18 protein-coding genes and 1 other RNA gene are annotated in these 24693 nt (G+C 40.2%); 9 read left to right on the top strand and 10 right to left on the bottom strand.

Annotation, left to right across the window (positions count from 1 at the left end):
- Positions 1 to 50: 50 nt before the first annotated feature.
- The 5 genes from DXB63_RS09380 (at position 51) to DXB63_RS09360 (ending at position 7908) form a co-directional block, all read left to right on the top strand.
- On the top strand, positions 51 to 1235 hold the full coding sequence (locus DXB63_RS09380) for a DUF4105 domain-containing protein (protein WP_122126155.1): 1185 nt from the start codon (positions 51 to 53) through the stop codon (positions 1233 to 1235).
- Complete coding sequence (locus DXB63_RS09375) at positions 1235 to 2815, top strand: alkaline phosphatase family protein (RefSeq protein ID WP_122126154.1); 1581 nt, start codon at positions 1235 to 1237, stop codon at positions 2813 to 2815. Before DXB63_RS09380 ends, DXB63_RS09375 begins: the two co-directional genes overlap by 1 nt.
- A gap of 91 nt (positions 2816 to 2906) precedes the next feature.
- Positions 2907 to 6200: a preprotein translocase subunit SecA gene (gene secA / locus DXB63_RS09370; protein ID WP_122126153.1), complete on the top strand. Its 3294-nt coding sequence runs from the start codon at positions 2907 to 2909 to the stop codon at positions 6198 to 6200.
- A gap of 133 nt (positions 6201 to 6333) precedes the next feature.
- Positions 6334 to 7383: a DUF6340 family protein gene (locus DXB63_RS09365; protein ID WP_122126152.1), complete on the top strand. Its 1050-nt coding sequence runs from the start codon at positions 6334 to 6336 to the stop codon at positions 7381 to 7383.
- 78 nt (positions 7384 to 7461) lie between these two features.
- Entirely contained in the window at positions 7462 to 7908 is a 447-nt protein-coding gene (locus DXB63_RS09360; RefSeq protein WP_122126151.1) for a hypothetical protein, read from the top strand.
- A 131-nt stretch (positions 7909 to 8039) separates the two neighbouring features.
- Here DXB63_RS09360 and DXB63_RS09355 read toward each other — a convergent pair whose 3' ends face one another.
- Genes DXB63_RS09355 through DXB63_RS09340 form a run of 4 tightly spaced genes read right to left on the bottom strand, consistent with a single transcriptional unit; the run spans position 8040 to position 12476 of the window.
- Positions 8040 to 9743 carry an acyl-CoA dehydrogenase family protein gene (locus DXB63_RS09355; protein WP_122126150.1) on the bottom strand — a complete coding sequence of 568 codons (1704 nt, stop codon included), beginning with the start codon at positions 9741 to 9743 and terminating at the stop codon, positions 8040 to 8042.
- Between the two features lie 10 nt (positions 9744 to 9753).
- On the bottom strand, positions 9754 to 10575 hold the full coding sequence (locus tag DXB63_RS09350; protein WP_122126149.1) for an energy transducer TonB: 822 nt from the start codon (positions 10573 to 10575) through the stop codon (positions 9754 to 9756).
- Between the two features lie 4 nt (positions 10576 to 10579).
- Positions 10580 to 11599, bottom strand: coding sequence for an electron transfer flavoprotein subunit alpha/FixB family protein (locus DXB63_RS09345; protein WP_122126148.1), 1020 nt, complete (start codon positions 11597 to 11599; stop codon positions 10580 to 10582).
- Between the two features lie 4 nt (positions 11600 to 11603).
- Entirely contained in the window at positions 11604 to 12476 is an 873-nt protein-coding gene (locus DXB63_RS09340; protein ID WP_122126147.1) for an electron transfer flavoprotein subunit beta/FixA family protein, read from the bottom strand.
- Positions 12477 to 12950: 474 nt separating this feature from the next.
- Here DXB63_RS09340 and DXB63_RS09335 point away from each other — a divergent pair, with 474 nt between their 5' ends.
- The 4 genes from DXB63_RS09335 to DXB63_RS09320 all read left to right on the top strand — a co-directional run bounded on the left by DXB63_RS09335 (position 12951) and on the right by DXB63_RS09320 (position 16341).
- Complete coding sequence (locus DXB63_RS09335; protein ID WP_158563665.1) at positions 12951 to 13982, top strand: AraC family transcriptional regulator; 1032 nt, start codon at positions 12951 to 12953, stop codon at positions 13980 to 13982.
- A gap of 158 nt (positions 13983 to 14140) precedes the next feature.
- Positions 14141 to 14692, top strand: coding sequence for a YiiX/YebB-like N1pC/P60 family cysteine hydrolase (locus DXB63_RS09330; protein ID WP_233522837.1), 552 nt, complete (start codon positions 14141 to 14143; stop codon positions 14690 to 14692).
- A gap of 24 nt (positions 14693 to 14716) precedes the next feature.
- Entirely contained in the window at positions 14717 to 15124 is a 408-nt protein-coding gene (locus tag DXB63_RS09325) for a DUF4878 domain-containing protein (RefSeq protein WP_122126144.1), read from the top strand.
- Positions 15125 to 15126: 2 nt separating this feature from the next.
- Positions 15127 to 16341 carry a hypothetical protein gene (locus DXB63_RS09320; RefSeq protein WP_122126143.1) on the top strand — a complete coding sequence of 405 codons (1215 nt, stop codon included), beginning with the start codon at positions 15127 to 15129 and terminating at the stop codon, positions 16339 to 16341.
- A gap of 110 nt (positions 16342 to 16451) precedes the next feature.
- Here the strand turns inward: DXB63_RS09320 and DXB63_RS09315 are convergent, their stop codons facing one another.
- From DXB63_RS09315 to DXB63_RS09300, 6 genes are all read right to left on the bottom strand, one after another.
- A complete protein-coding gene (locus tag DXB63_RS09315) occupies positions 16452 to 16661 on the bottom strand; it encodes a winged helix-turn-helix domain-containing protein (RefSeq protein WP_122126142.1) in 210 nt (69 codons plus the stop codon).
- Between the two features lie 402 nt (positions 16662 to 17063).
- Positions 17064 to 17460: a transfer-messenger RNA gene (gene ssrA / locus DXB63_RS09310) on the bottom strand.
- A gap of 141 nt (positions 17461 to 17601) precedes the next feature.
- The gene (locus DXB63_RS17950; RefSeq protein ID WP_158563664.1) at positions 17602 to 17754 is read right to left on the bottom strand and encodes a hypothetical protein; all 153 of its coding nucleotides are present in this window, start codon (positions 17752 to 17754) and stop codon (positions 17602 to 17604) included.
- A gap of 17 nt (positions 17755 to 17771) precedes the next feature.
- Positions 17772 to 19226, bottom strand: coding sequence for a hypothetical protein (locus tag DXB63_RS09305; protein WP_147332282.1), 1455 nt, complete (start codon positions 19224 to 19226; stop codon positions 17772 to 17774).
- Positions 19227 to 19288: 62 nt separating this feature from the next.
- The gene (locus tag DXB63_RS17945) at positions 19289 to 19450 is read right to left on the bottom strand and encodes a hypothetical protein (protein ID WP_158563663.1); all 162 of its coding nucleotides are present in this window, start codon (positions 19448 to 19450) and stop codon (positions 19289 to 19291) included.
- Between the two features lie 24 nt (positions 19451 to 19474).
- On the bottom strand, positions 19475 to 24361 hold the full coding sequence (locus tag DXB63_RS09300) for a C10 family peptidase (RefSeq protein WP_122126140.1): 4887 nt from the start codon (positions 24359 to 24361) through the stop codon (positions 19475 to 19477).
- Between the last annotated feature and the right edge of the window lie 332 nt (positions 24362 to 24693).

Genomic DNA, 24693 nt, shown 5'->3' with positions numbered 1-24693 from the left:
TTCACATATTTATTCTATCTTTGCGGCTGTAACAAAATCCGTTGTATATTATGTGTAAATGGAAAGTTTGGGTGCTGTCCGTATGTGCCTTATTCCTGCTGGCATCAGGAGTGAAATTGAAAGCGGAAACGTCTGATTCCGTGCGCATAAGTCTTTTGACTTGTTCGCCCGGTACGGAGATTTATTCGCTGTTCGGTCATACGGCTTTGCGCTATGAAGATCCTCGGAAAGGACTGGATATTGTGTTTAACTATGGTATGTTCAGCTTCAATACGCCTAATTTTATATGGCGGTTTGTGAAGGGGGAAACGGACTATCAGTTGGGAGTGACGGAATACCGTTATTTCGAGGGGGAGTACGCCATGCGCGGTTCTGCTGTTTATCAGCAGGCCTTAAACTTACTTCCTGCGGAAAAGGAGAAATTATGGCAGATTCTGGAGAATAATTACCGGAAAGAGAATCGTACGTACCGTTATAACTACCTGTTTGATAATTGTACCACCCGCGCCCGCGACAGGGTGGAGGATTGTATCGAGGGGAAAATTGTTTATAATGAGGACAACCGTCCGCTTACTTTTCGGGATATCATTCATCAGTACACAAAAGGATATGAGTGGTCGGAGTTCGGCATAGATTTGTGCCTGGGCAGTGGAATAGACGAACCTATCGACTATCGGAAAAAGATGTTTGCCCCGTTCTATTTGTTGAATGCGGTGGATGGGGCGCGTATATTGGGAAATGACGGAAGTGAACGTTTGTTGGCCGGATCTGTCACTGAAATTATCCCACCCGGAGCGCAGGACTCGGAACGCTTTCTGCTGACTCCGATGCAGGCGGGATGGTTGTTGTTCGTATTTACTTTATTGATAAGTATATACGGAGTCTGGAGGAGGAAGATGTTGTGGGGAGTGGATATCGTCTTATTCGGAGCGGCGGGGCTTGCGGGTTGTGTGATCGCATTTCTCGTGTTCTTTTCCGTGCATCCTGCGGTAAGTCCTAATTATCTGCTTTTATGTCTGAATCCGATACACCTTTTCTACCTGCCTTTTATGGTTTATTTTTCCATAAAAAGGAAAAAAGACTGGTATCATTGGGTGAATTTGGCGGTTTTAACACTTTTTATCTCGCTTTTTTGGCTTATGCCGCAAAAATTCAATCCGGCTGTATTACCTTTGGCCGCAAGTTTGTGGATACGCTCTGCGAGTCACTTGATATTGATGTATAAAAAAAGATAATGAAAGGATTACTTACATCCCTTATAACAGTTTTAACGTTTACCGGATTACAGGCGCAAACGGTGCCGTCCGTTCCCAAATTGGTAGTGGGACTGACCATCGACCAGTTGCGCACGGATTATATCGAGGCTTTTTCTTCCCTGTATGGAGAAAAAGGTTTCAAACGGTTATGGAAAGAGGGGAGGGTATATCAAAATGCGGAATTCAATTTTACCAATATAGATAAAGCATCCTCTGTTGCGGCTATTTATACGGGGACGCCTCCCGGTATTAACGGAATCATAGCGCAAGATTGGATTGACAGGGTGAGCACCCGTCCGGTGAACTGTGTGGAAGATAAAAGTTTCATGGGTATTTATACGGATGAGACGACTTCCGCTTCTGCGCTGCTTACTTCCACCATTGCCGATGAATTGAAAGTAGCTACGCAGGGGAATGCGCTGGTCTATGCCATTGCGCCCTACCGGGAAGCTGCGATTCTTGCGGCAGGACATGCCGGTAACGGCGCTTTCTGGATGAATGATGAAACCGGAAAATGGTGCGGGACTACGTATTATGCGGATTTCCCTTATTGGGTGACGCGGTATAATGACCAGAAAGGATTGGATTTCCGTATCGGAGATATGACGTGGACGCCACATCACCCGGTGGAAATGTATCGTTTTCTGAAATCGGAATGGCCGCAAGAGGGATTCAAATATCATTTTGATGACCAAAAGAAGAGCAAATACCGAAAACTGAAGACGAGTCCTTATATCAACGATGAAGTAAATCTGCTGGCTACCGAGTGTTTGTACAGTTGTCCGATGGGAGAGGATGAAACGCCCGATATGCTGTCGCTGACCTATTATGCGGGTAATTACGATCATAAGACAGCGATGGAGGCGGCATTGGAGATGCAGGATACTTATGTTCGTCTGGATAAAAGCATAGCCGATTTGCTGGATGTTATCGACAAGAAAGTAGGTCTGCATAATACCGTTTTCTTTATTACCTCTACCGGATATACGGATGGCGATGCGCCGGACTTGAATAAGTACAGAATACCGACCGGAGAGTTTCATACGAACCGTTGTGCGGCTTTGCTCAATATGTATCTGATGGCGATATACGGTCAGGGACAGTATGTGGAGGCACATCACGGTTTGCAGATCTATCTGAATCAGAAACTGATAGAAGACAAGCAGTTGAGCCTGCCGGAAGTGATCAGTAAATCGGCGGACTTCCTGATTCAATTCAGCGGAGTAAACGAAGTTTATACTTCTTACCGTCTGTTGCTCGGTGCATGGACACCGGAAGTGTACCGTATTCGTAATTCCTACAACCGTAAACGCTCCGGAGATTTGCTGATAGACGTTTTACCCGGATGGACGATTGTGCAAGAGAATCCGGCGAACAACAAGCTTGTAAGGAAATCATATATACCTGCTCCTCTCATCTTTTTGGGCGGCAACGTCAAACCGGAAATTATCCAGACACCTGTTAATGTTGATTGTATAGCCCCTACATTGGCTCATTTTATGAGAATAAGGGCTCCGAATGCTTGCCAAACTGCACCCCTGACAAATATCTGCAAGTAAAAATAGATGGGTTAAAATACTGATAAATCAGCATTTTAATGTAACTTTGCGGCAATTAATAATAACAGTAAAAACAATAAATTTATATACAATGGGATTTAATGAATTTTTAAGTTCAATATTCGGCAATAAGTCGACTCGTGATATGAAAGAAATCCAGCCTTGGGTAGAAAAGATAAAGGCTGCTTATCCGGATGTTGAAAAACTAAGCCACGATGAACTTCGTGCCAAAACTCAGGAACTTAAAAAATATATTTATGATTCGGCTTCCGAAGAACGTGCCAAGATTGAGGAATTGAAAGCGAAAGTGGAAGCTACCGAATTGGAGGACAGAGAAGATTTATTTACTCAGATAGATAAATTAGAGAAGGACATACTTGAAAAGTATGAAAAAGCATTGGAGGATGTACTTCCCGTGGCTTTCTCTATCGTAAAGGAAACAGCCAGACGTTTTACGGAAAATGCCGAAATCGTAGTTACCGCTACGGACTTTGACCGTCACCTGGCTGCAACAAAAGATTTTGTGCGTATTGAAGATGACAAGGCGATTTATCAGAATCACTGGCTTGCCGGAGGTACTGAAGTGACTTGGAACATGATTCACTACGACGTACAGCTCTTTGGTGGTGTGGTACTGCACCAAGGTAAGATTTCGGAAATGGCAACCGGTGAAGGTAAGACTTTGGTGGCAACCCTTCCGGTATTCTTGAATGCGTTGACCGGCAATGGTGTGCATGTGGTTACGGTGAATGATTATTTGTCAAAACGTGACTCCGAATGGATGGGACCTCTTTATGAGTTCCACGGACTGAGCGTTGATTGTATCGACAAGCATCAGCCGAACTCGGAAGCACGCCGTCAGGCTTATTTGGCGGATATCACCTTCGGTACTAACAATGAATTCGGTTTCGACTATCTTCGTGATAACATGGCAATCAGTCCGAAAGATTTGGTACAGCGCCAGCACAATTATGCGATTGTCGATGAGGTGGACTCCGTGTTGATTGACGATGCCCGTACACCGCTTATCATTTCCGGTCCGGTGCCGAAAGGTGAAGACCAGTTGTTTGAGCAGTTACGTCCGTTGGTAGAACGTTTGGTCGGGGTTCAGAAAACATTGGCAACCAAGTTCCTTACGGATGCCAAGAGATTGATTGCATCCTCTGATAAAAAAGAACAGGAAGAAGGATTCCTTGCATTATACCGTAGCCATAAAGCACTTCCGAAGAATAAGGCGTTGATTAAATATTTGAGTGAACCGGGTATTAAGGCCGGAATGTTGAAGACGGAAGAGATCTATATGGAACAGAATAACAAACGTATGCCTGAGGCGGTGGAACCTCTGTACTTTGTTATTGATGAAAAGATGAACAGTGTGGACTTGACGGATAAAGGTGTCGATTTGATTACCGGAAATGCGGAAGATCCTACTTTGTTCGTACTTCCCGATATTACTTCTCAGCTATCGGAACTGGAAAATGAAACGAACCTGACACCGGAAGAGCAGTTGGCGAAGAAAGATGAATTGCTTACCAATTACGCTATTAAATCGGAACGTGTACATACCATCAATCAGTTGTTGAAAGCATATACCATGTTTGAAAAGGACGATGAATATGTTGTCATTGACGGACAGGTGAAGATTGTGGATGAACAAACCGGCCGTATCATGGAAGGCCGCCGTTATTCCGACGGACTTCATCAGGCAATTGAAGCAAAAGAGAATGTGAAGGTGGAAGCTGCTACGCAGACATTTGCTACCATTACTTTACAGAATTATTTCCGTATGTATCACAAGTTGTCCGGTATGACCGGTACGGCAGAGACGGAAGCGGGAGAGTTCTGGGATATCTATAAGTTGGATGTGGTGGTAATTCCTACCAACCGTCCGATAGCACGCCATGATATGAATGACCGCGTTTATAAGACGAAGCGTGAGAAATATAAAGCGGTGATCGAGGAAATAGAAAAGATGGTTCAGGAAGGACGTCCGGTTTTGGTCGGTACGACTTCTGTCGAGATTTCCGAAATGTTGAGCAAGATGCTTACCATGCGTAAGATAGAACATAATGTATTGAATGCCAAGTTGCACCAGAAGGAAGCAGACATCGTGGCACAGGCAGGACAAAAGAGTATTGTGACGATTGCTACCAATATGGCAGGTCGTGGTACCGATATTAAGCTGAGTCCGGAAGTAAAAGCTGCCGGCGGTTTGGCTATCATTGGTACGGAACGTCATGAATCTCGTCGTGTAGACCGTCAGTTGCGTGGTCGTGCCGGTCGTCAGGGTGACCCGGGATCTTCCGTATTCTTTGTTTCTTTGGAAGATGACTTGATGCGTTTGTTCTCTTCAGACCGTATCGCAAGCGTAATGGATAAACTGGGCTTCCAGGAGGGTGAGATGATCGAACACAAGATGATTTCCAACTCCATCGAGCGTGCCCAGAAGAAAGTGGAAGAGAATAACTTCGGTATCCGTAAACGTTTGCTGGAATATGATGATGTGATGAACAAGCAGCGTGTGGTTGTTTACACCAAACGTCGTCATGCCTTGATGGGTGAACGTATCGGTATGGATATTGTTAATATGATTTGGGACAGATGTGCCAATGCCATCGAGAACAATGATTATGAAGGAGCCAAGATGGATTTGCTCCAGAACTTTGCGATGGAGATTCCGTTTACAGAGGAGGAGTTCCGTAATGAAAAGCGCGAAAAGTTGGTAGATAAGACATTTGACCTTGCCATGGAGAACTTCAAGAGAAAGACGGATCGTATGGCACAGGTTGCCTATCCGGTTATCAAACAAGTATATGAGGCGCAAGGACACATGTATGAGAATATTATGATTCCTATTACCGACGGAAAACGTATGTATAATATTTCATGTAACCTGAAAGCCGCTTATGAAAGTGAATGTAAGGAAGTAGTGAAAGCATTTGAAAAAGCAATCCTGCTGCATACTATCGACGAATCATGGAAAGAAAACTTGCGTGAGCTGGACGAACTGAAACATTCCGTACAGAATGCCAGCTATGAACAGAAAGATCCGCTTTTGATTTACAAACTGGAGTCTGTCAACTTGTTTGATAGTATGGTTCATAAGATTAACAACCAGACAGTTTCCGTATTGATGAGAGGTCAGATTCCTGTACAAGAACCCGAACAGGTGCGTGAAGCTGCGCCGGAACCTCGTCAGCAACGTCCTCAATATCATGAAGAAAAACGTGATTTGAGTGATCCGAATCAGCAGGCGGCTGCTCAACGTGATACACGTGAAGTAAAACGTGAGCCGATGCGTGCGGAAAAGACTGTAGGGCGTAATGACCCTTGTCCGTGCGGTAGCGGAAAGAAATTTAAAAACTGTCACGGGAAGAATATGTAAGTAATCTTTTGATGAATTGATATAAAAGCCCCGGAGATATTTAATCTTCGGGGCTTTTCTGTAATTATTCATAGCTTTTAACTTTGTGGTATGATCAAAAATTGTATTTTTGTTGAATAAGAATCAGGCAATTATGAAAAAGATTTTATATATCTCTTTGTTTTTGGCGTTCCTTACCTCGTGTACGGTTGTCAATACGGTTTCAATTGACTACCTGCAACCCGCTGACGTTAGTTTTCCTCCCGGTGTGAAAGTGGTTGGAGTAGTTAATAATACTCCCCAAGGTGATTATGTCAGTAAGTTGGAGGAGTTGAATAGTAATGGTTCTCCTGCTTCTAACTTGATAGGTGCCATTGAGGGAAATGGAAAGACTGCCACTGAGGAACTGGCGAATAGCGTGTATGAAGGTAATTATTTTGATGAAGTGATTATTTGCGATTCGGCTTTGCGGTCAAAAGATTACTTTACCCGTGATACTAAATTAAGTCAGAGTGAAGTGAAGGAACTGACGGAGAGTTTGGGAGTCGATATGATTTTATCTTTGGAGAAAGTGAATTTGTATTTAAAGAAAAGTGTGATTTATTATGAGGATGCTCCTTTTCCGCAAGGAGTGATAGATGCCACCGTACGCACAATGACTCGTGTGTATGTCCCAACCAAGAGCGAACCGATTGTAACCTTGTCGGATACGGACAGTATTTATTGGGTGACAGGTACATGGAATGTGGATAAGAGTATCATTGAGGAAGGTTCTTCGTTTGCGGCGACACTTCCGGTAAAGCATATTTTACCGACTTGGAAGAGTGTTACCCGTTATTATTACGCCAGCGGTGCTGTGGAAATGAGAGATGCCGCCGTATATGTACGTGAGAATAATTGGGATGAAGCGAGGAAATTATGGGAGCAGGTGTATGGACGGAAGAACGAGAAAATGAAAATGCGTGCGGCTTATAATATAGCCCTTTGCTGTGAAATGAAAGATAACTTACAGGAAGCAAAGGAATGGCTGGATAAAGCGGCGGAGATAGCGGAAAAGAAAGTGACTAAAAATGAGAAGGGAGAGGTAGAGACTTCTACCGGTGACTATAAGCTGATAGCGTATTATCTGGCGGATTTGACTACCCGATTGAGTAATATTCAGAAACTAAAGCTCCAAATGATGAGATTTAGCGGTGATTTTTAGTCAATAATAGTTGCTTGATTGATTTTTTTTGTACTTTTGGATTGAATTAAGTAAAGAAGTAGATAAAATCGGATTAATATGAAGTTGAGTACGCAGTCACATTCACTTATTGAGTCAGCCCTGAAAGAAGCTGTGAGTAGATTCGCCATGGGATGCGAACAAACAGTTGTTACGGATATTCATCTTTTACCGAAACAGGGTTCCGGTGAGTTAATCATATTCGATGATGACGATGAAGAATTGGCAAGGGTTATCATCGAAGAGTGGGTGGATTATGATAATGATGACTTTTATGAAAATGTAGAGCGTATGCTTCGTGCCGCTGTCAATCAGCTTCAGGAATGCGGTTGTATCCGTAATCTTCCTCTTTTAAAGCCTTATTCTTTTGTATTGGTGGATGAAGACCGTGAAACGATTGCCGAATTGCTTCTGATTGATGATGATACTCTTTTGGTCAATCATGAGTTACTGGAAGGATTGGACGAGGAATTGGATGATTTTCTGAAACAGTTATTGGAAGACTAAAATCTGTTGTTTAATAGAATATAAAGAGACTACTAAAAGTCTCAATAAAGAATTTACCCCTGTTACAACTAACTGTGACAGGGGTAAATTTTATAAAGGGAGACTTTTCTGCTCCCTTTTTAGAAATCGGTTTATTTCCTGTAGTAAGCCAAATCGTCTTTGTCCAAACGGAAGATAAACATGGAGTGTTTGTCTACTTCGGCTTCTGCATAGCGCACGAATACTTGTGCGGATTCTGCGAACAAATCGGATTTACCGGCATCCTGTACAAGAAGATGTCCCATAATGATATATCCGGCCATCTCTACCAAGCGACGAGCTGTGAAATCAAGAAGTTCCTGATCTTTAGCTTCTGTAATTTTGGCAACGGTAGCCGCATATTTGTCTGCCATATCTTTCAAACGGTTCTTCAAACCTTCATATTCCGGAGCGGCAGGTATTGCTTCATATTCCTTGATGCGGGCAAGATATGCACCGGTAGTAACGTAGCGTATCGCTGCAACTACTTGAAGTTGTGTTGTACCTTCATAGATACTGGTGATACGGGCGTCGCGGTAGATACGTTCACAGGCATAGTCTTTCATAAATCCGGAACCGCCGTGGATTTGGATACAGTCGTATGCATTCTGATTGGCAAACTCACTTCCCAAACCTTTAGCCAACGGAGTGAAAGCATCCGCTAATTTAGCGTAGGTCTTCTGTTCCTGACGCTCTTCCGGAGTCAGTTTACGTTCTTTGGCTATATCATCCAATGCTTTGTAAATGTCTACATAGCGCGCTGTCTCATAAAGTAAAGTGCGTGATGCATCTAATTTTGCTTTGATAATAGATAAGATTTCTGCTACGGCAGGGAACTCGATAATAGCCTTACCGAACTGCTTACGGTCTTTTGCATAAGCGAGCGCTTCGTTATAGGCAGCTTGTGAGATACCTACGGATTGAGCGGCAATACCCAAGCGTGCACCGTTCATCAATGCCATAACGTACTTGATAAGACCTAATTTGCGGTCGCCACAAAGTTCGGCTTTGGCATTCTTGAATACAAGTTCACAAGTAGGAGAGCCTTTGATACCCATTTTATTCTCGATACGGCGAACGTTTACACCGCCATTGCGCTTGTCATAGATGAACATAGACAAGCCACGACCGTCATGTGTACCTTCTTCGGAACGAGCCAGTACAAGATGTATGTCGGCATCACCGTTTGTGATGAAACGTTTTACACCATTTAAATACCAACATTCATCCTTTTCGCTGTAAGTTGCTTTCAGCATAACGGCTTGCAGGTCGGAGCCGGCATCCGGTTCGGTCAAGTCCATAGACATGGTCTCTCCCTGGCATATACGGGTAATATAACGTTTACGTTGGTCTTCATTACCGAATTCATAAAGGGTTTCGGCGCAATCCTGCAATCCCCATAAGTTTTCGAAGCCTGCGTCACTGCGTGAAACCATATCGGCAGCCATAATATAAGGTACAATCGGGAAGTTTAAACCACCATAACGACGTGGCATGGCAACCCCCATCAGTCCGGCTTTAGTGACAGCATCGAGGTTTTGCTTGGTACCATTGGCGTAGGTGACGCGTCCGTTGGCTACGGTTGGACCTTCATGGTCAACGTCTTCTGCATTCGGAGCAATGATATCGCCGCAGATTTCACCGACAATCTCGAGTACTTTGTCATAGCTGTCCTGTGCATCTTCGAAATCGACAGGTGCATAGTCGTACTCATCTTTATCTCTATAGTTGCGCTCCTTGAGTTCAACTATTCTTTTCATTAACGGATGATTCAGATGATGTCTGAGTTCCGGAGTATCTAAATAAAAATTAGCCATTTTGTTTTAATTAATTAAGTTTGAATGTTACCGGCATAGTGTATTTTACCTTTATAGCTTCTCCGTCTTGTATTCCGGGGATCCAGGTAATGTCATGTGCCATTTTTCTAACTACAGCCAATGCTGCATTATCCAATTCTTCATTGACGCCTCGTAATACTTCGGGTTGTATGATACGTCCCTCCTTGTTTACTACGAACTGTACTATAACCCTGCCTTCCTGTTTTTGTTTGGCAGCTTTAGGCGGATATTTAAGATTTGCTCTAAGGTATCCCATCATGAGTTCCTGTCCACCGGGAAATTGGGGCATAGATTCTATCGGTTTATAAACCGTTTCTTGCCCTTGTTCATCATATAAATGTCCTTGTTGCAATTCTCCGTTTTTATAAACCTCGTCTCTCCAAACAGTGCCGTCAGGATAGTACATCATTAGTTTACCTTCACGTTTCCCGTTTACATAACTACAAAGGAACTTGTTTTTTCCATCTTCGTAAAATTTCCGATATTCTCCACTCCTTTGATTGTTTTTATAGTGACGAACGGATTTAGTATTTCCATTTGGATAAAACTGGGTAAGTACTCCTTCTTTCTTGCAGTCATTACTCTTTTCACCAAAAGCGGAATAAGTTCCTGTACTCCTGATTGTCCCATCTAATAAATAGTCACTTACTTTTATCAGATTCTTTTCGTGAGTAAGTACAAGGTATCTTTCTGCCTTTTTAGCCTTCTTGACCCATTTGTTGTCTTTGCTGACGTAAATGGTGTCTTGAGCTTGAAGAGCAAGCGAAAACCCGAATAAGGCGGCAATAGTTATGAATTGAATAAGCTTCATGTTGCTATTTGCTGTTTTGCTTATAATACTTAATCATTTTAGGTACAATTTCTTCGACGGTACCATTGATTACATAATCGGCGATTGTATTAATCGGAGCATTAGGATCGTTATTGATTGAGATAATCATGGAACTTTCCTGCATACCGGCAATATGTTGGATTTGTCCGGAGATACCGCAGGCGATATACAATTTCGGACGAACCGTTACTCCGGTCTGACCAATTTGGCGGTCATGATCAGCAAAACCGGCATCTACGGCGGCACGGCTTGCACCTACTTCTGCATTCAGAACTTTTGCCAAATCAAATAAGAGTTGGAAGTTTTCTTTAGAACCGACTCCGTAGCCTCCTGAAATGATAATAGGAGAGCCTTTCAAGTTGTTTTTGGCTTTTTCTACGTGACGCTCGATTACTTTTACTACATAATCAGTGTCGGCAACAAACTTTTTCACGTCGTGGCGTACAACTTCACCTTTATAGTCGGCGGAAAGAATTTGCTTTTTCATTACGCCTTCCCGTACTGTTGCCATCTGCGGGCGATGTTCCGGATTGACAATAGTAGCTACGATATTACCTCCAAATGCCGGACGTATCTGGTAAAGTAGGTTTTCGTAAGTCTTACCTTCTTTCTTGTCTTCGTGATTACCTATTTCAAGAGCTGTACAGTCTGCTGTTAAACCGCTTGTCAATGCAGAGGACACGCGAGGACCGAGGTCACGACCGATAACGGTAGCACCCATCAGGCATATCTGAGGCTTTTCTTCTTTGAATAAGTTGACGAGGATTGATGTGTGAGGTAAGGAAGTGTAAGGATATAAGCCCGGAGCGTCGAATACATGAAGTTTATCAACTCCGTAAGGCAATACCTGTTTTTCAATATCTTTTAAATTTGATCCGGCTACGATAGCTTCCAATTTACAGTTTAACTGATTAGCTAACGAACGGCCTTTGGTTAGAAGTTCCAGGCTGACATCTGCTACGTTGCCTTCTTCTATTTCGCAATATACAAATAAATTATTCATAATGTTATCCGATTGTATGGTTAGCTAAAAGTTCAACGATAAGCTCTTCAATGTCACGGTCTGAAGCTGATAAAGTTTTACTTTCTTTAGCTTGAAACACGATATTCTGAATTGCTTTTACTTTGGTCGGAGAGCCGGAAAGACCGCATTGTGCCAGATCGCCGTTTACGTCGGTTACGCTCCATTCTGCAAGGTTCAGGTAATCACGCTTGTCATACAGGTCTGTATAATCAAGATTACCTTGTTGTTTTTCTGTTATGGTCTTGGCATGTTTATATTTCTGCACCAGTTTTGCATTACGCGGACGGCATGGAGCTGCAGAACCGTTTACTGTGATTACAATCGGGAGTGGACCTTCTACAGTTTCTACTCCACCGTCAATGTGGCGTTTAACAGTAATACGTCCATCTTTTATGTCGAGAATTTCTTCTGCATAAGTAATTTGGGTAAGTCCCAATTTTTCTGCAACCTGTGGACCAACTTGAGCTGTGTCACCGTCGATAGCCTGACGACCTCCGATAATGATATCGAAGTCTTTGATTTTACGGATAGCAGTTGCAAGAGCATAAGAAGTGGCTAATGTATCTGCACCGGCAAAAGCTCTGTCTGTTAACAGGTATCCGTTATCTGCACCACGGAAAAGTCCTTCACGAATAATATCAGCAGCTCGTCCCGGACCCATAGTCAGGATAGTTACTGTTGAGCCGGGATGTTTATCTTTCAGACGAAGAGCCTGTTCTAAGGCATTCAGGTCTTCCGGGTTGAAGATGGCCGGCAACGCCGCACGGTTTATTGTTCCGTCAGCTTTCATGGCGTCTTTCCCTACATTGCGTGTGTCAGGTACTTGTTTCGCCAATACAACAATTTTCAAACTCATGTTTGTTAATTTTGGTATTAGTAATTCATTACTTAGATTAATAAGGAGCTTTCACGTTTGAATGCTTCTATATCAGTCCGCAAAGTTAAATAAACGATTTGTTTTGCAAAATAATCGAGCATTAAAAATGCACAAGTATTGGAAAATTGAGCAATAATAGGGCGAGAAAAGCTACTTTTTTCTATTTATGCCGTGATATTAATTCAAATTTGCAAGAGAATGATTTAATAGATGTCATGACTGCTTGATAGGTGGAAGATGGCTTTGTAATGACGAAATGAAGATAATATGTATTTATAGTTACTACTGGATTGAATTTGGCTAAAATTATTGATAAAATGAATATAATTGCTATATTAGCGGAAATTTGAAGATGCTCGATGCTTAAAATCTTGAAAAACATTTAGAAACTCCAAATAGAAAGTCATGTTGTTATCTGAAAAATTATACTATTTTGCACATGGGCTGTGTTGTATGTTTTTTCTTTTAGCCGGTGTTTATCTGTTGAGAGATAGAAACACTTCCCGATTGCGTAATGTACTGGGAGGAGTAGTCCTCTTTTGGTTTATATTGGAAGCGAAGGATCTGTTGCTTTATTCTTCTTCTATTGATAGAGATTCTTATTTTTCTACTTTGCTGATAATGGTTGATATGTGGGCTGTTCCTGCTTGCTCCTTTTATTTGTTTGAATTATTGTCTCCGGGTTGGATAAATTGGAAAAAGGTTTTTATGCTGGAAGCTTTTTTCATCGTTTGTACGTTGGGATATGCCATAACAGCTTCGGTTGTATGGTCTTGGTTGATTGAAGGATATGCTGTCTTATATTCATTTGTTGTAATCGTAATTCTTTATTTTGCCGTAAAGCGTTATAATAAATATGTACATGAGAATTATTCTTATATGGAGCATTTAAACGTTCGGTGGCTTCGGCAGGTAACCTTTTTGATGTTTATTTGTCTTTCTGTATGGATGTATTCTTGTTTGTATAGTTCATGGAATGCAGATTCTATTTATTATTTTTCATCTCTGTTACTTTGGGCATGTATCTTATATTACAGTGAGTCTCAGGAGACTGTACCTATTACCGGTAATATAGTTGTGAGAAACCTTTTCTCCGACGGATTAGCAGAAAAGAAAGAAGAATTTATTTTAAATGGAAATTTGGCGTTGGCTTTGCAGAAAGCTCTTGAGGAAGATGAACTTTTTTTGAATCCTAAATTAACACTGACTGATTTGGCAACGGCTATCGGAACCAATCGCACTTATCTTTCCAGCTATCTTAATACCTGTCTGAATGTTTCTTTCTATGATTATATAAATTCTTATCGCATGGAAAAAATGCGGAGAATATTGTCGGATACTACCTGTGCGATTACCATGAACGAGGTTGCCGAAATGTGTGGTTTTAATTCCTTATCTACATTCCGGCGAACTTTTGTGAAAGAACATGGAATGACTTTTTCCGAATATCGAAAGAAAAGCTCCGAAAGTGCTTCAAAAGCATAATTTTGTTAGATTGATACTTATTTTTTGATGCAATGGTAGGTTTGATAGATATATTCAAGTTTATATTTGTGAACAAATGTTAGAAACGTAAAATGTTTCAGGATTATAAACTAAGGACTGTTAGTGTCATTTGGATTGTTTTCTTATTCGTCTGTTGTGTGGATAATAAAGAAATAAATCTTTTTCCGGAAACACTTCTCCATGAGGGAGACCTCGTTTTCAGGAAAGGTACAGGTTTGGTAAGTCGTGCAGTATTGAGTGCTGACGGAAAAGGGACATATTCCCATATAGGTATTGTGGTGCGTGATGGGAATGAATGGAAAGTTGTTCACGCAGTTCCCGGAGAACCGGATTATGAAGGAGAACCGGACCGTGTAAAAATAGAAAATGTACAAGAGTTCTTTGGAAAGGAAAAAGCAGTTGCCGGAGCATTAATGCGTTTTACTGAGGACTCATTAGTTGCAATAAAAGCTGCGCGTAAGGCAATAGAGGTCTGTGACAGACGTACGTTGTTTGATCATACTTATAATTTGGAAGATAGTACAGCGATGTATTGTACCGAACTTGTTTATTTTGTCTACAAGTATGCCGGGGTGGATTTAGTGGAGGGTAGGACAACGAAAGTGAATATTCCGGGTTTCATAGGTTCTTATATATTTCCTTCTGATATAATGGAATACAAACGCTTAGTATTGATATATAATTTTTAAACTATTAATTAAAAAGAATTTATTATGAGAAAATGTATTTATTTGAGTTTCGTCATGTTGTGCGTAACTTTAATCGTTGGATGTTCTTCTGGTAATACTCCGGGTGCTGCTGCAAAAAAGTATGCAGGTTATATGCAGTCAGGTAATTATGAGAAATTTGTAGATGGAATCGCTTTTAGTGATGAAGCATCTGCAGAAGATTTAAAACAGGCAAAGGACATGTATGTTGCTATGTTTAAAGAAAAAGGAGACAAAAAGTTGCAGGAAAAGGGTGGAATCAAGTCTATTGAAGTAGCTTCTGAAACTATTGCAGAGGATGGAAAAACTGCTGTTGTAGAGTTGAGTATGACTTATGGTAATGGAGAAACCGATACGGATAAGGTGGATATGGTGCTTGATAATGGGAACTGGAAAATGTCGATGAAGAAATAATTATGGCTAAATCCAAGAAAATACCTAAAGGAAATAAAGCTTATGAGCAGGGATATGTCTCTTTCTCCCCGGAAGATTTAGAAAATCGGGCGAAAGATGATACCGTCAATAGTGAGGCCTATGAGTTGTTAGATAAGGCAATGTTTACTTCATCTCATGTGTCTGTCAGAGATAAAGAGCGTGGCGAAGTTGAAATTGACGATATTTATCCTATAACACTTGAGGAAGCGAATGAAATGGAGCATTTGCTCGATCAAGCGGAATCTGTGGCAGGTAATCCTCGTGATACTTTTTTCCAAGACAGGCTCCGTGAACTACGTGGCATCGTGAATTGGTCTAAGAAAAGACATTGGAACTTCTCTTGGGTGATTGTTGTCGGCGTTATTGTTTCCGTATTTATCTTGTCGGAATGTTCTGATCATAGAGAATCTAAGGTGAAAGAAGTTGAAAAGAATGTTTCTATAGTTGAGAATTGGGCAGAAAAAGATACGACAATATCCATTGAAGCTTTTAAGAATAGTGATACTTATCAAAATATAGATCGTTTCAGAGATCCTAATTATTATAAGGAATCTATGCTTAAAAGAATTGCGGCAAATTACTATGGCTATGTGAGAGCCGCCAAAGAGTTGCGTGCGAAAGCCGATACGGCATCTACCGCCCAACGGAAAGATGAGTTCTTGAAATGGGCTGAAGAAAGAGATGAATCGGCAGGGAAAAGTCTAGTGGAATTTGAACAAGCCAATAAATTATCTTTCAAGGATGTAAAAGAGATGGCCTTGAAGGATGTAAAAGCCGATGCAAAAGAAGCCAAAGGTTCAGCTCGTTGGATCTGGTTTTGGAATATATTCTTCTTGATATTAATACCTGTCTATATATTTGCAGAACGTCCCTATGGATATGCAATTAGTCGGTATCGTACGGAAGCTAAAATATTGGGTGGAATTAAAAAAGGAGGCTTGGCTTTTGCCGGTGGTCTTGTAGGCTTAGCCGGAAGTATCGGGTTTGTGGAGATTGTAACCAAATGGAGTGACGGATCGACCACTCGTGAAGATGATGGTACGGGGCCTCTAAGATTAGGTTTAAAACTACTCCTTTTAGCTGCGGCGGTTGTGGTGGTGTGTGCAGTATCATGCCTACTTATGCTTTATAGTACTATTATGGGATTGACACGAAACTATAATTGGAAAGCAATTACTGCCGGAATGAAGACGTAAAAAATAACTCTGTAATAAATAAAGCCTTGTTTTGCAAGGCTTTATTTGTGTAAAGGCTGGAGAACGTAATGATTTAGCTCTCAATATATCGGATGATAAAAAACTAAACCTTAATTTGTAACAATACCATAATAAACCATATCATCTATACGTTTCTGATAAATTTTATCACCCTGAATCAGATAACCTAAAGCTAAGCATAAATCTACATCTTTGAACTTCGTTATTTTTTGCAGATCAAAAATTGTACATTTCTTAAGAGCGCATAAAACAGAATATACCAATTTCATATTACCGGTTGTCTTTTCTAAATCTTTCATATTATATTGTCTTAATATTATATTTATCCAAATATAGAATTTAAAAAAGTAAATGGTGAATATCTGCGTTTCTTTTCATTATAGATAACATCCTTTGATTTATATGTTCTAAAATTATACAACTTTATAAATGGATGTCATTTGATAATGATTGGGAATACGCATAAATAGGCTTTTCATAAGATCATGTATTTATCTATTGAGCTCATCTCCTTATAGGCAGATAACCCTTGCTATTCAACATACGGTCGATCGTCTGCAAACGATAGGAGTTTGTAAACAAAGGACCGTACGTTTGTTTTCAATCGACCGTATGTTGATTTTCAAACATTATAAGAGGGGAAGTAGTGAAAAAGAAAATCCCTTGAAAAGTATCTTACTTCAAGGGATTTTCTGTTGATTCTGTGGACCTGGAGGGAATCGAACCCTCGTCCAAACGAGGAAACCATACGCTTTCTACATGCTTATCTTCGCTTAAATTTTCGAGTATGAGCAAGACCGAAGCCACCAACTCAAACCTTATCCTCTAAATTTTCATTCATAGTGCGAGGCAACTATAAACTATTTCCGATTTTACTGCACCACTATGTCGAAATGCTTCGGAACAACAGCTTTCGAGTGATGTCTCGTTTCTACACCTAGTGAAGAAATAAAGCTAATCTACTATACTTCGATTAAGCAGCAAGAGCGTAATTGTTTTCGCCAGATAAAATTTTGATAACTGAGATTATAGTGCAAATCACCGACGCACTGCATGCTTACATACCATTTCGTCCCGCTGTCAAATCCAGTCAAGCCCATACTGGTATATTTCTGTCTGCAAAGATAATCAATGTTCTATAAGATCGGAAATAAATTTCCATATTTATATTACTATATTCTTTATTATGATAAAGAGGACATCTATTTTTAGATGTCCCCCTTTGACTAGCCTTGGATTTTATTCTTCCCAAAATTCTTTTCGTCTTGAATAAGCTGCCACACCATTGTGCCCTTCTTTCTTTGTCTTGAGGGAAGTTGCTATTATTTCTGTTTCCAACTCGATAATTTCTATTTCAGGCTTTTCGTATTTGCCTGGTTGAGTAGTTTCCATGTTTTTGAATTAATAGATCATTCTTGAATAGAAACTTTTTGGTTGTTGATTATATATAGCCCATTGTTTAAGTCTTCTATGATGTTTTCACCTTCATGCAGATTTACCGTCTTTACTCTGCGTCCGTCTACGCTGAATATCTTAGCGTCAGTTTCTTTGTCGGCGATAATAAACAGTTTACCTTGGTAGCCGTATGCATTGAAACTATTGTCTGATAGTGTGTTCTCAAGATGAGAAGGATTATCATGTTTGACCGTAACTCTCAAAGTCTCGTTGCCATCTTTTGCTTGTAAGTAGGCACGGAAAGCAGGTATACTGTTTGTGTCATTAGCCTTGATAAATCCAGAACCATCGCTGGAATCCAGTATATAGAGATCGGTAGCGTCATTTCCGGTAAGCAAGGAATAAGTACCCTTAAAAATAAAGCTCCCTTGTTCCACATTACCTGTAACGTTGCTTTCTTCTACTTGTACGTCTATAGCACTAAATGTTTTTGTATCGCAAGAGGTTATCTCTGCAAGATAAGGGATGTTGGCTTCGATAACCGATGAGACTATAGGTGTGAAATGCGCGGTGTTATTTTTGTAGTCCGAATAAGATTCTATACGGATGCCTTTGGGAAGTTCAGTTGCTCCGAATGGCAAATACAGCGATGACCATCCTTCTTGTGGATAATTACGGGTGTAGCTGATTTGCTTTGCTGTGAATGTTTTGGTATTACAGAATGCATAGCCGTCTGTTAATGTCACTTCTTCCGCTTCATTTCCTTTCACTACATTTTTCCACGTAGTAGGTACTGTGGCTATTTCACTAACATATATCAGACAGTTGGGGTTTGCGGGAGTTATTTCTGGTGCATCTTCCGGTATCTCAATGGCAGACATATCTATGCTTGTTATTGACTCATCAGCTTTCGAATTAACTTGATCGAAATCTGTAGCATTCCAGTCACCTTCCAAAACAAGACTGCTTCCTACATTTGTAATTGTGGCTGTACTTGGAGGGTTATATGTGAATTTTACAGTGATAACTATCGGTTCCTGCCCTCTTATAGAGGATTTGAATGTATAAATAATGGTTGATGTACCGGGGATCCCTTGAGGATGATATGTTGTATAGGTCTCATCAGTACGGCTTACCTTACCATCGAATGTTTGACTGATTATCTCTTGATCAGGGCTTACGCAAACTCCCCAGCACATATCATTCTGTGTTCCGGACAGAGTTCCGGTTTGATCTTTGCTTAGTGTTATTGTTGTACTTTTTTGTGTATGAATATCCAATGTAAATGGGAATTTCATAGAGACAGATAGACCATTATCTTCATATTCCGTTATTTCTATTTGATTATCCGCACCTGCTATTAGTTCTTCGCCTTGATAGTATACTGTAAAATTATTATCAGCATAACAGATGCCAATGCCCACGCCCATCCATAAAAACAATAGGCTTAGAATATTTTTTTTCTTCATCTCTTATCTTTTGATTAATTTATTTTATAATTTAAGATTGTGTCTTTCCTCTTTTTTGTATCTTACTCTTTCCAGAAATTTCTTCTGCGTGAGTAGGCTGCAACTCCATCTTCGTCAGTTTCGGTAGTATTCATGTCTTTAACAAACGAATCGGCTATGACGCAATTTATTTCTATTTCGATAATTTCTATTTCCGGTTTTTTATATACTTCTTTTGTTATCATATACTTCTTAGTTTCTTTTGATTATTATTGAATGCACACTTTATGATTTTTCACTAAATAGAACCCCTTAGTCAACCCCTCGATAATATTCTCACCGGAAGTTAAACTGATATTTCTAATTGTTTTTCCGTCTATACTGAATATTTCTGCCTGCATTTCTTTGTCGGTGATGATGATTAACTTGTCGTTGTTTGTATAAACTCTGAGGTCGTTTTGAACAGTTCCACTTTCTACATTTGTAACAGCAGTATGGTCCACTAATATATTCATTACCGGGTCGATTCCCATATTTTCCAAATAAGCCCGGAAAGCGGGAATAGTTGTTTTAGCTCCTCCTTTTATAAATCCTTCTCCTGTAGGCTTGAGGATATAAAGCCCTTCGGCTTCTCCCGGAGCAAACTCGGTCAGTGTTCCTTTAAATACAAGGTCACCTTCATGTTTTATATCTTCCTTGTCACTACTTATTTTCACAATAGCTTCTTGTGCACTGAAAGTTTTTTCATCGCAAGACGTAATTTCTGCAATGTAAGGAGTATTGGCTGTTGTGGATAGTGCTTGTAAAGGACTAAAACGTACTTCAGAACCGTTACATGCAGTATAACTTTCTAAGTTGATGCCGTCAGGCAATTTGGTGACTCCGAATGGTAAATATAGTGAAGACCAACCTGCCTGCGGATATGTACGTGTATAACTGATATTGGCGGCTGTAAATTCTTTGGTATTGCAGAAAGCATATCCATCTACTAAATTAATTGTTTCTGCTTCTGTCCCGCTTATTACATTTTTCCATGTGGCGGGAACTGTTGAACTTTGGCCGACATATAGCAGGCAGTTTGGATTGGCAGGTATCAACTGCGGTGCATCTACAGGTATAGTAATGGCGGACATATCCACACTTGTTATCGAATTGTCAATCGGAAGGATACGGTTGAAATCAATACCATCCCAACTACCGTTTAAGATAATGCCCGTTCCTTTACGGGTGACAGTCGGTTCTTCTTCATCAGTCAAGACTTCTACATCAATGAAATAATATCGGTTTACATCTTTTAAAGTATATATTCCATCTGCATCAGGGATTAAAATAGTTGCAGCTTCCGTTTCACTCTTTCTTACTGACAACCGTACTTTTTTATTGCCTATTGTTGCCGGATCTTTCTCAATATGAAAGCGGAAATCGTTTTTTGCCATAACGGTGGAGCGCATTCGTCTGATAGATTCAAACTGACCTACTTCCCGTGACTTTTCCTTCACTTCCAAGATTTCTTTAAACGGATCGCATTCCGGCTCGGCAACAAAGGTTAAGCCGTTTGTCTTCGGGATACGTACATAATAACAATTCAAGGATGAACTATCAATCGTTCCGCTCGGAGTGAATAAGACTCCAATCACCTGAATATTATCTTTATTCACATTCCTGATATCACCTGTTTCCCCATGTGTTTCAGGTACGTCATAAGTAAATTCAAATACATAATCCTGATCATTAATCGGATTTTCAATCGTATAAGGACTTAATTGTCCCTTTGCACCTTGGGGGGCTGCTATTGGCAAGTGGTTTTTAGTATGGCCTCCGGCAGCTAAGCTGGCATTCAGAATCTGGAAATCATTAGCCAATACGTTGCTCTCTATAATAAATACGCCTACTTTATACGTCCCTGTCATTGGCATGGCGAAACGGCTGGTTAATTTTATCTTTAATGTACGGCTGTCGGCACTGATATAAGATGCATCCACTTTCGTATTAGCTACTGGACTTTCTTTTAATAATTGATCTCCCGTGTGGCGTATAATCTCGTCTGTAGTGTGAAAATTAACGTTCTTATTGTTCAAGGTTATAGACGGTGTGCTGCCACTATAAAAATCTTTGAAATCATCGCAGCCGTATTTCAAATGCGTAGGCTGTCCCGACCATGGTTCCCAAAGCTCGACAGCTGCAAAGCATTCAGGATAATATTCTTCCAGCCAATCCATGTGTGCATACGTGAGCATACATGCTCCGCAAGCTCCCCGGGATGTTTTATAGACAACCATTGTCTTATCCGGTTGAAAACTCATTGCCTTGCAGGTGGCACTTCCTGTGTTATTATCCAATAAATTCTTATCTTCATCTTCCATAGAAAGAGTGACTCTTACATCCAAGTTATCTCCCGGTTTTCCGGTAACTGTTGCTTTTGTAAGTGTGAATTGGGTAGGCGTATCATAAGGCAATCCCTTATGGGTAAACTCTTCTGTAAATGAATTGCCTGTTACGGTATAAGTCGCCGTGAATTTGGTAATCGGGAAAGGTGCTTGGTTGTTTACGGTTATCGTTATAGGCAAAGGTTCACCAATAGCTTCTCTTACAGGAACTTCCACTTTGCTTAAGGCTATATCATGCGGAGAAGCAATATTCAAAATTCGTATTTGCAGGAAATTCAACATAGAATTGGCACCATTACTATTCAAACTATGTTTAAAAGCGATGTATATCTTTTGATTGGCATATTTATACAGACTCTCTCGCATAGTATGTACACCGGATGCTACGTCTATGGAGTCCCGATAGAATAATGAGTTCTCTCCGTCGAAATCTTCAAGTGAGTTTCCTTTGGTAGAAATGTACACATCAAATGGTATCGGGTTTTCATAATCTCCTCCCATTGGCTGTAATTGCCATTCCAATACGCCGTTTATATCTTTCACCTCAATAGCATCGGTGATAAGAGTGTTGGATAAACGATTCTGATCAGGTCTTACTACGCTAGTTGCTTTAAAAAGAGGAAATTTATTATATACCCACGGTGCTAGTTGATCATTTTCAGGTGTATTAGAAATATATATGTTATTTCCAGTCAGATCTTCTTTATATTGCTTATATCCTTCAGGTAAACGAGTTAAAGCTGTGAAATCCATTTTATAATCTTCTGTTTCCGCTGGTACCTCATAGGCAAGTTGGCTCTCCTTGATTGGTACTGCTCCTAACCACGAGCCATCAATATTGTCGATAGGGTTGTAAGCCACAAAATAATGATAGCTCCCCGATTTCATATGCATGCCCGAAATAACAATCTCTTGTTCTTTCGCTGGTAATATATCTACTTCCGCACTGCCGAACAATTCCATTGTAGCTGTATTATCTTTATAACCAATTACAAAAATTTTACCGGTATAGTTATAATCGGTATCCGAGTTTTTTAATGGGATCGTCGCTTTTCCTATTCCACCATTGACCGATAGATTTATTTTATTTGATACACCTATTTCTCCCTGTTCATCACCTAATCCATAAGAAAAAATAGTTGTACCGTCATTTCTCTTCTGAACTGTAATCACTTTTTGCACATATTCGTTTCTTGCCAATAGCGGATAGATAGAATCATCACCTCTAGGTGAAGCAAAACATTTTAAATCATATATACCATTGGCAATTTTTGGTATTTTAACTCCGGTGAACTTTACTTCCTGATATCTGATGTTATCCGGTCCGGCATCATAATTATTGGTCGGGATAGTCAGTGTTGTTTCGCCGTTAGTTAAATAGGCAGTTATTTCATCTGTTCCCTTTTTGCATAAAGCAAGTTTTACTTTACCACTTTCGTATGTGTTCCTACCGTAATTCGATATACGGAAAGATACATTGAACAGACTATCTACTTTAGGAGCTAAATTGGAAACATTCAATACGGAAAGCTGCGCCAACTGTGGCTTCACGTTAATTGCTGCAGGATCTGCACCGATGATGGCATCTACTGAATAAGTATATTTGCACACCGTTCCGCCCTCGGCAGGAGCAACTGTCGGATACGCCCATGCATTATATGTGCCACTCCAGCCATAATTGTAATGCAAGCGCCCTGCGTCATCATAACCATCGCATACAAAAAAGTGTCCTCCTGTTTTGCTTGTACCGGAATAGAGAACCGGACGTCCATGATCCAATTCGTTTTTTATCAAAGCAAACCATTCGGCTTCTGTATATACGAGCTTTCTTGCTATTTCCATTCCTTTATTATACTTGAAATAAGAAGCCAAAGCCCTGGCAACCGGTAATGAACCTGTACCACTGCCATTCGTAGAGTATATCATGTCCGTAGCTACTCCAGCATGATGCATGGCCAATGCTACAGCATTGCGGTTTTCCACATTTCCGTAATTTGCATTATTCTTATTATTCGAATAGTTGGGAAGCATCAAGTCCCACCGATAGACAGCCTTGCTGAAATCAATCGTTGAATCGTTGGCATAAGAGATATTTTTATGGCTACCTTCACCGCTGGAAGGATATCGGTGAAAACGCATCAGCTGAACCATTGCCGTAGCACCACATCCGGTATAGGCTCTTCCTCCGTTGATCATCGGGCAAAAATTATGATAAGGTTCGGACTGGTCATATTTAATTCCTGTAAGAATTTTCTCAGTACCATCCGTTTTAGTAACTTTCATGCTGACTGTATCTAATAGAGCAATACCTACACTGTTGGTAAGTGTTTCTGCGACTGCTTTTTTGCGAATAAGTGACGGCTTTGTTTTTTGGCTTTTGGCAGAACGTATTTCTTCCGTTTGTTCGGAATAACTTTGCAACAAATCCATAAAACCTTCCGGAGCTGTTGCTAAATCGAAACGTCCTTCAGTGGAATAAGCCAATATGGTGCGCATACGTTCATCGCCACCAACTACCATAAATCCTTCATTCTCTCCTACATTATATATATAGAAGTCCGGTTGTGTAAAATTACCTCCGATATAAACTAATTCCATTTTAGTGCTTGAGGTAGATTTTGCAGCTTTGGCACGTTGTGGTGAAGAATAGTTTCCCCAAAAGGCTTTTGCAGATTCCAAAGCTTGAGTGCTTGTAATTTGTTGTGCTTTAAGATTGAATATATTCAACATAATTAAGCCTAGAACTAATAAAGTAAAGCGTTTATTCATTTTATATTTCTGATGTATTAATTAAATTTCTGCAAAAATACAACTAACTATATAATAGGAGGTTAACAAATAAAACTGTTTATTGCAAAATCTATTCTTAACTAAGGTTGTATTGTTAAATTATAATAATAATTAAGAGCGTTGCCATATTGTCTCTTTGTCTTCATTGATTCTATATAATAAAGATTGTTGCTATGATGAGTCTCTTAAATTAAAATCGCATAGGATTATCTATTGGTCATGCATTTCTTTTAATATAGCACTGTGCTGCTCGTGAATTGATTTTGAATTAGTCTGATTTTATAGAGAATAGATTGTAAAATGTTCCTAAA

The sequence above is a fragment of the Bacteroides sp. OM05-12 genome, from assembly GCF_003438995.1.
Classification (GTDB): Bacteria; Bacteroidota; Bacteroidia; order Bacteroidales; family Bacteroidaceae; genus Bacteroides.
The sequence above is the reverse complement of the archived record's forward strand: the minus strand, read 5'-3'. Positions and strand labels throughout refer to the sequence as shown.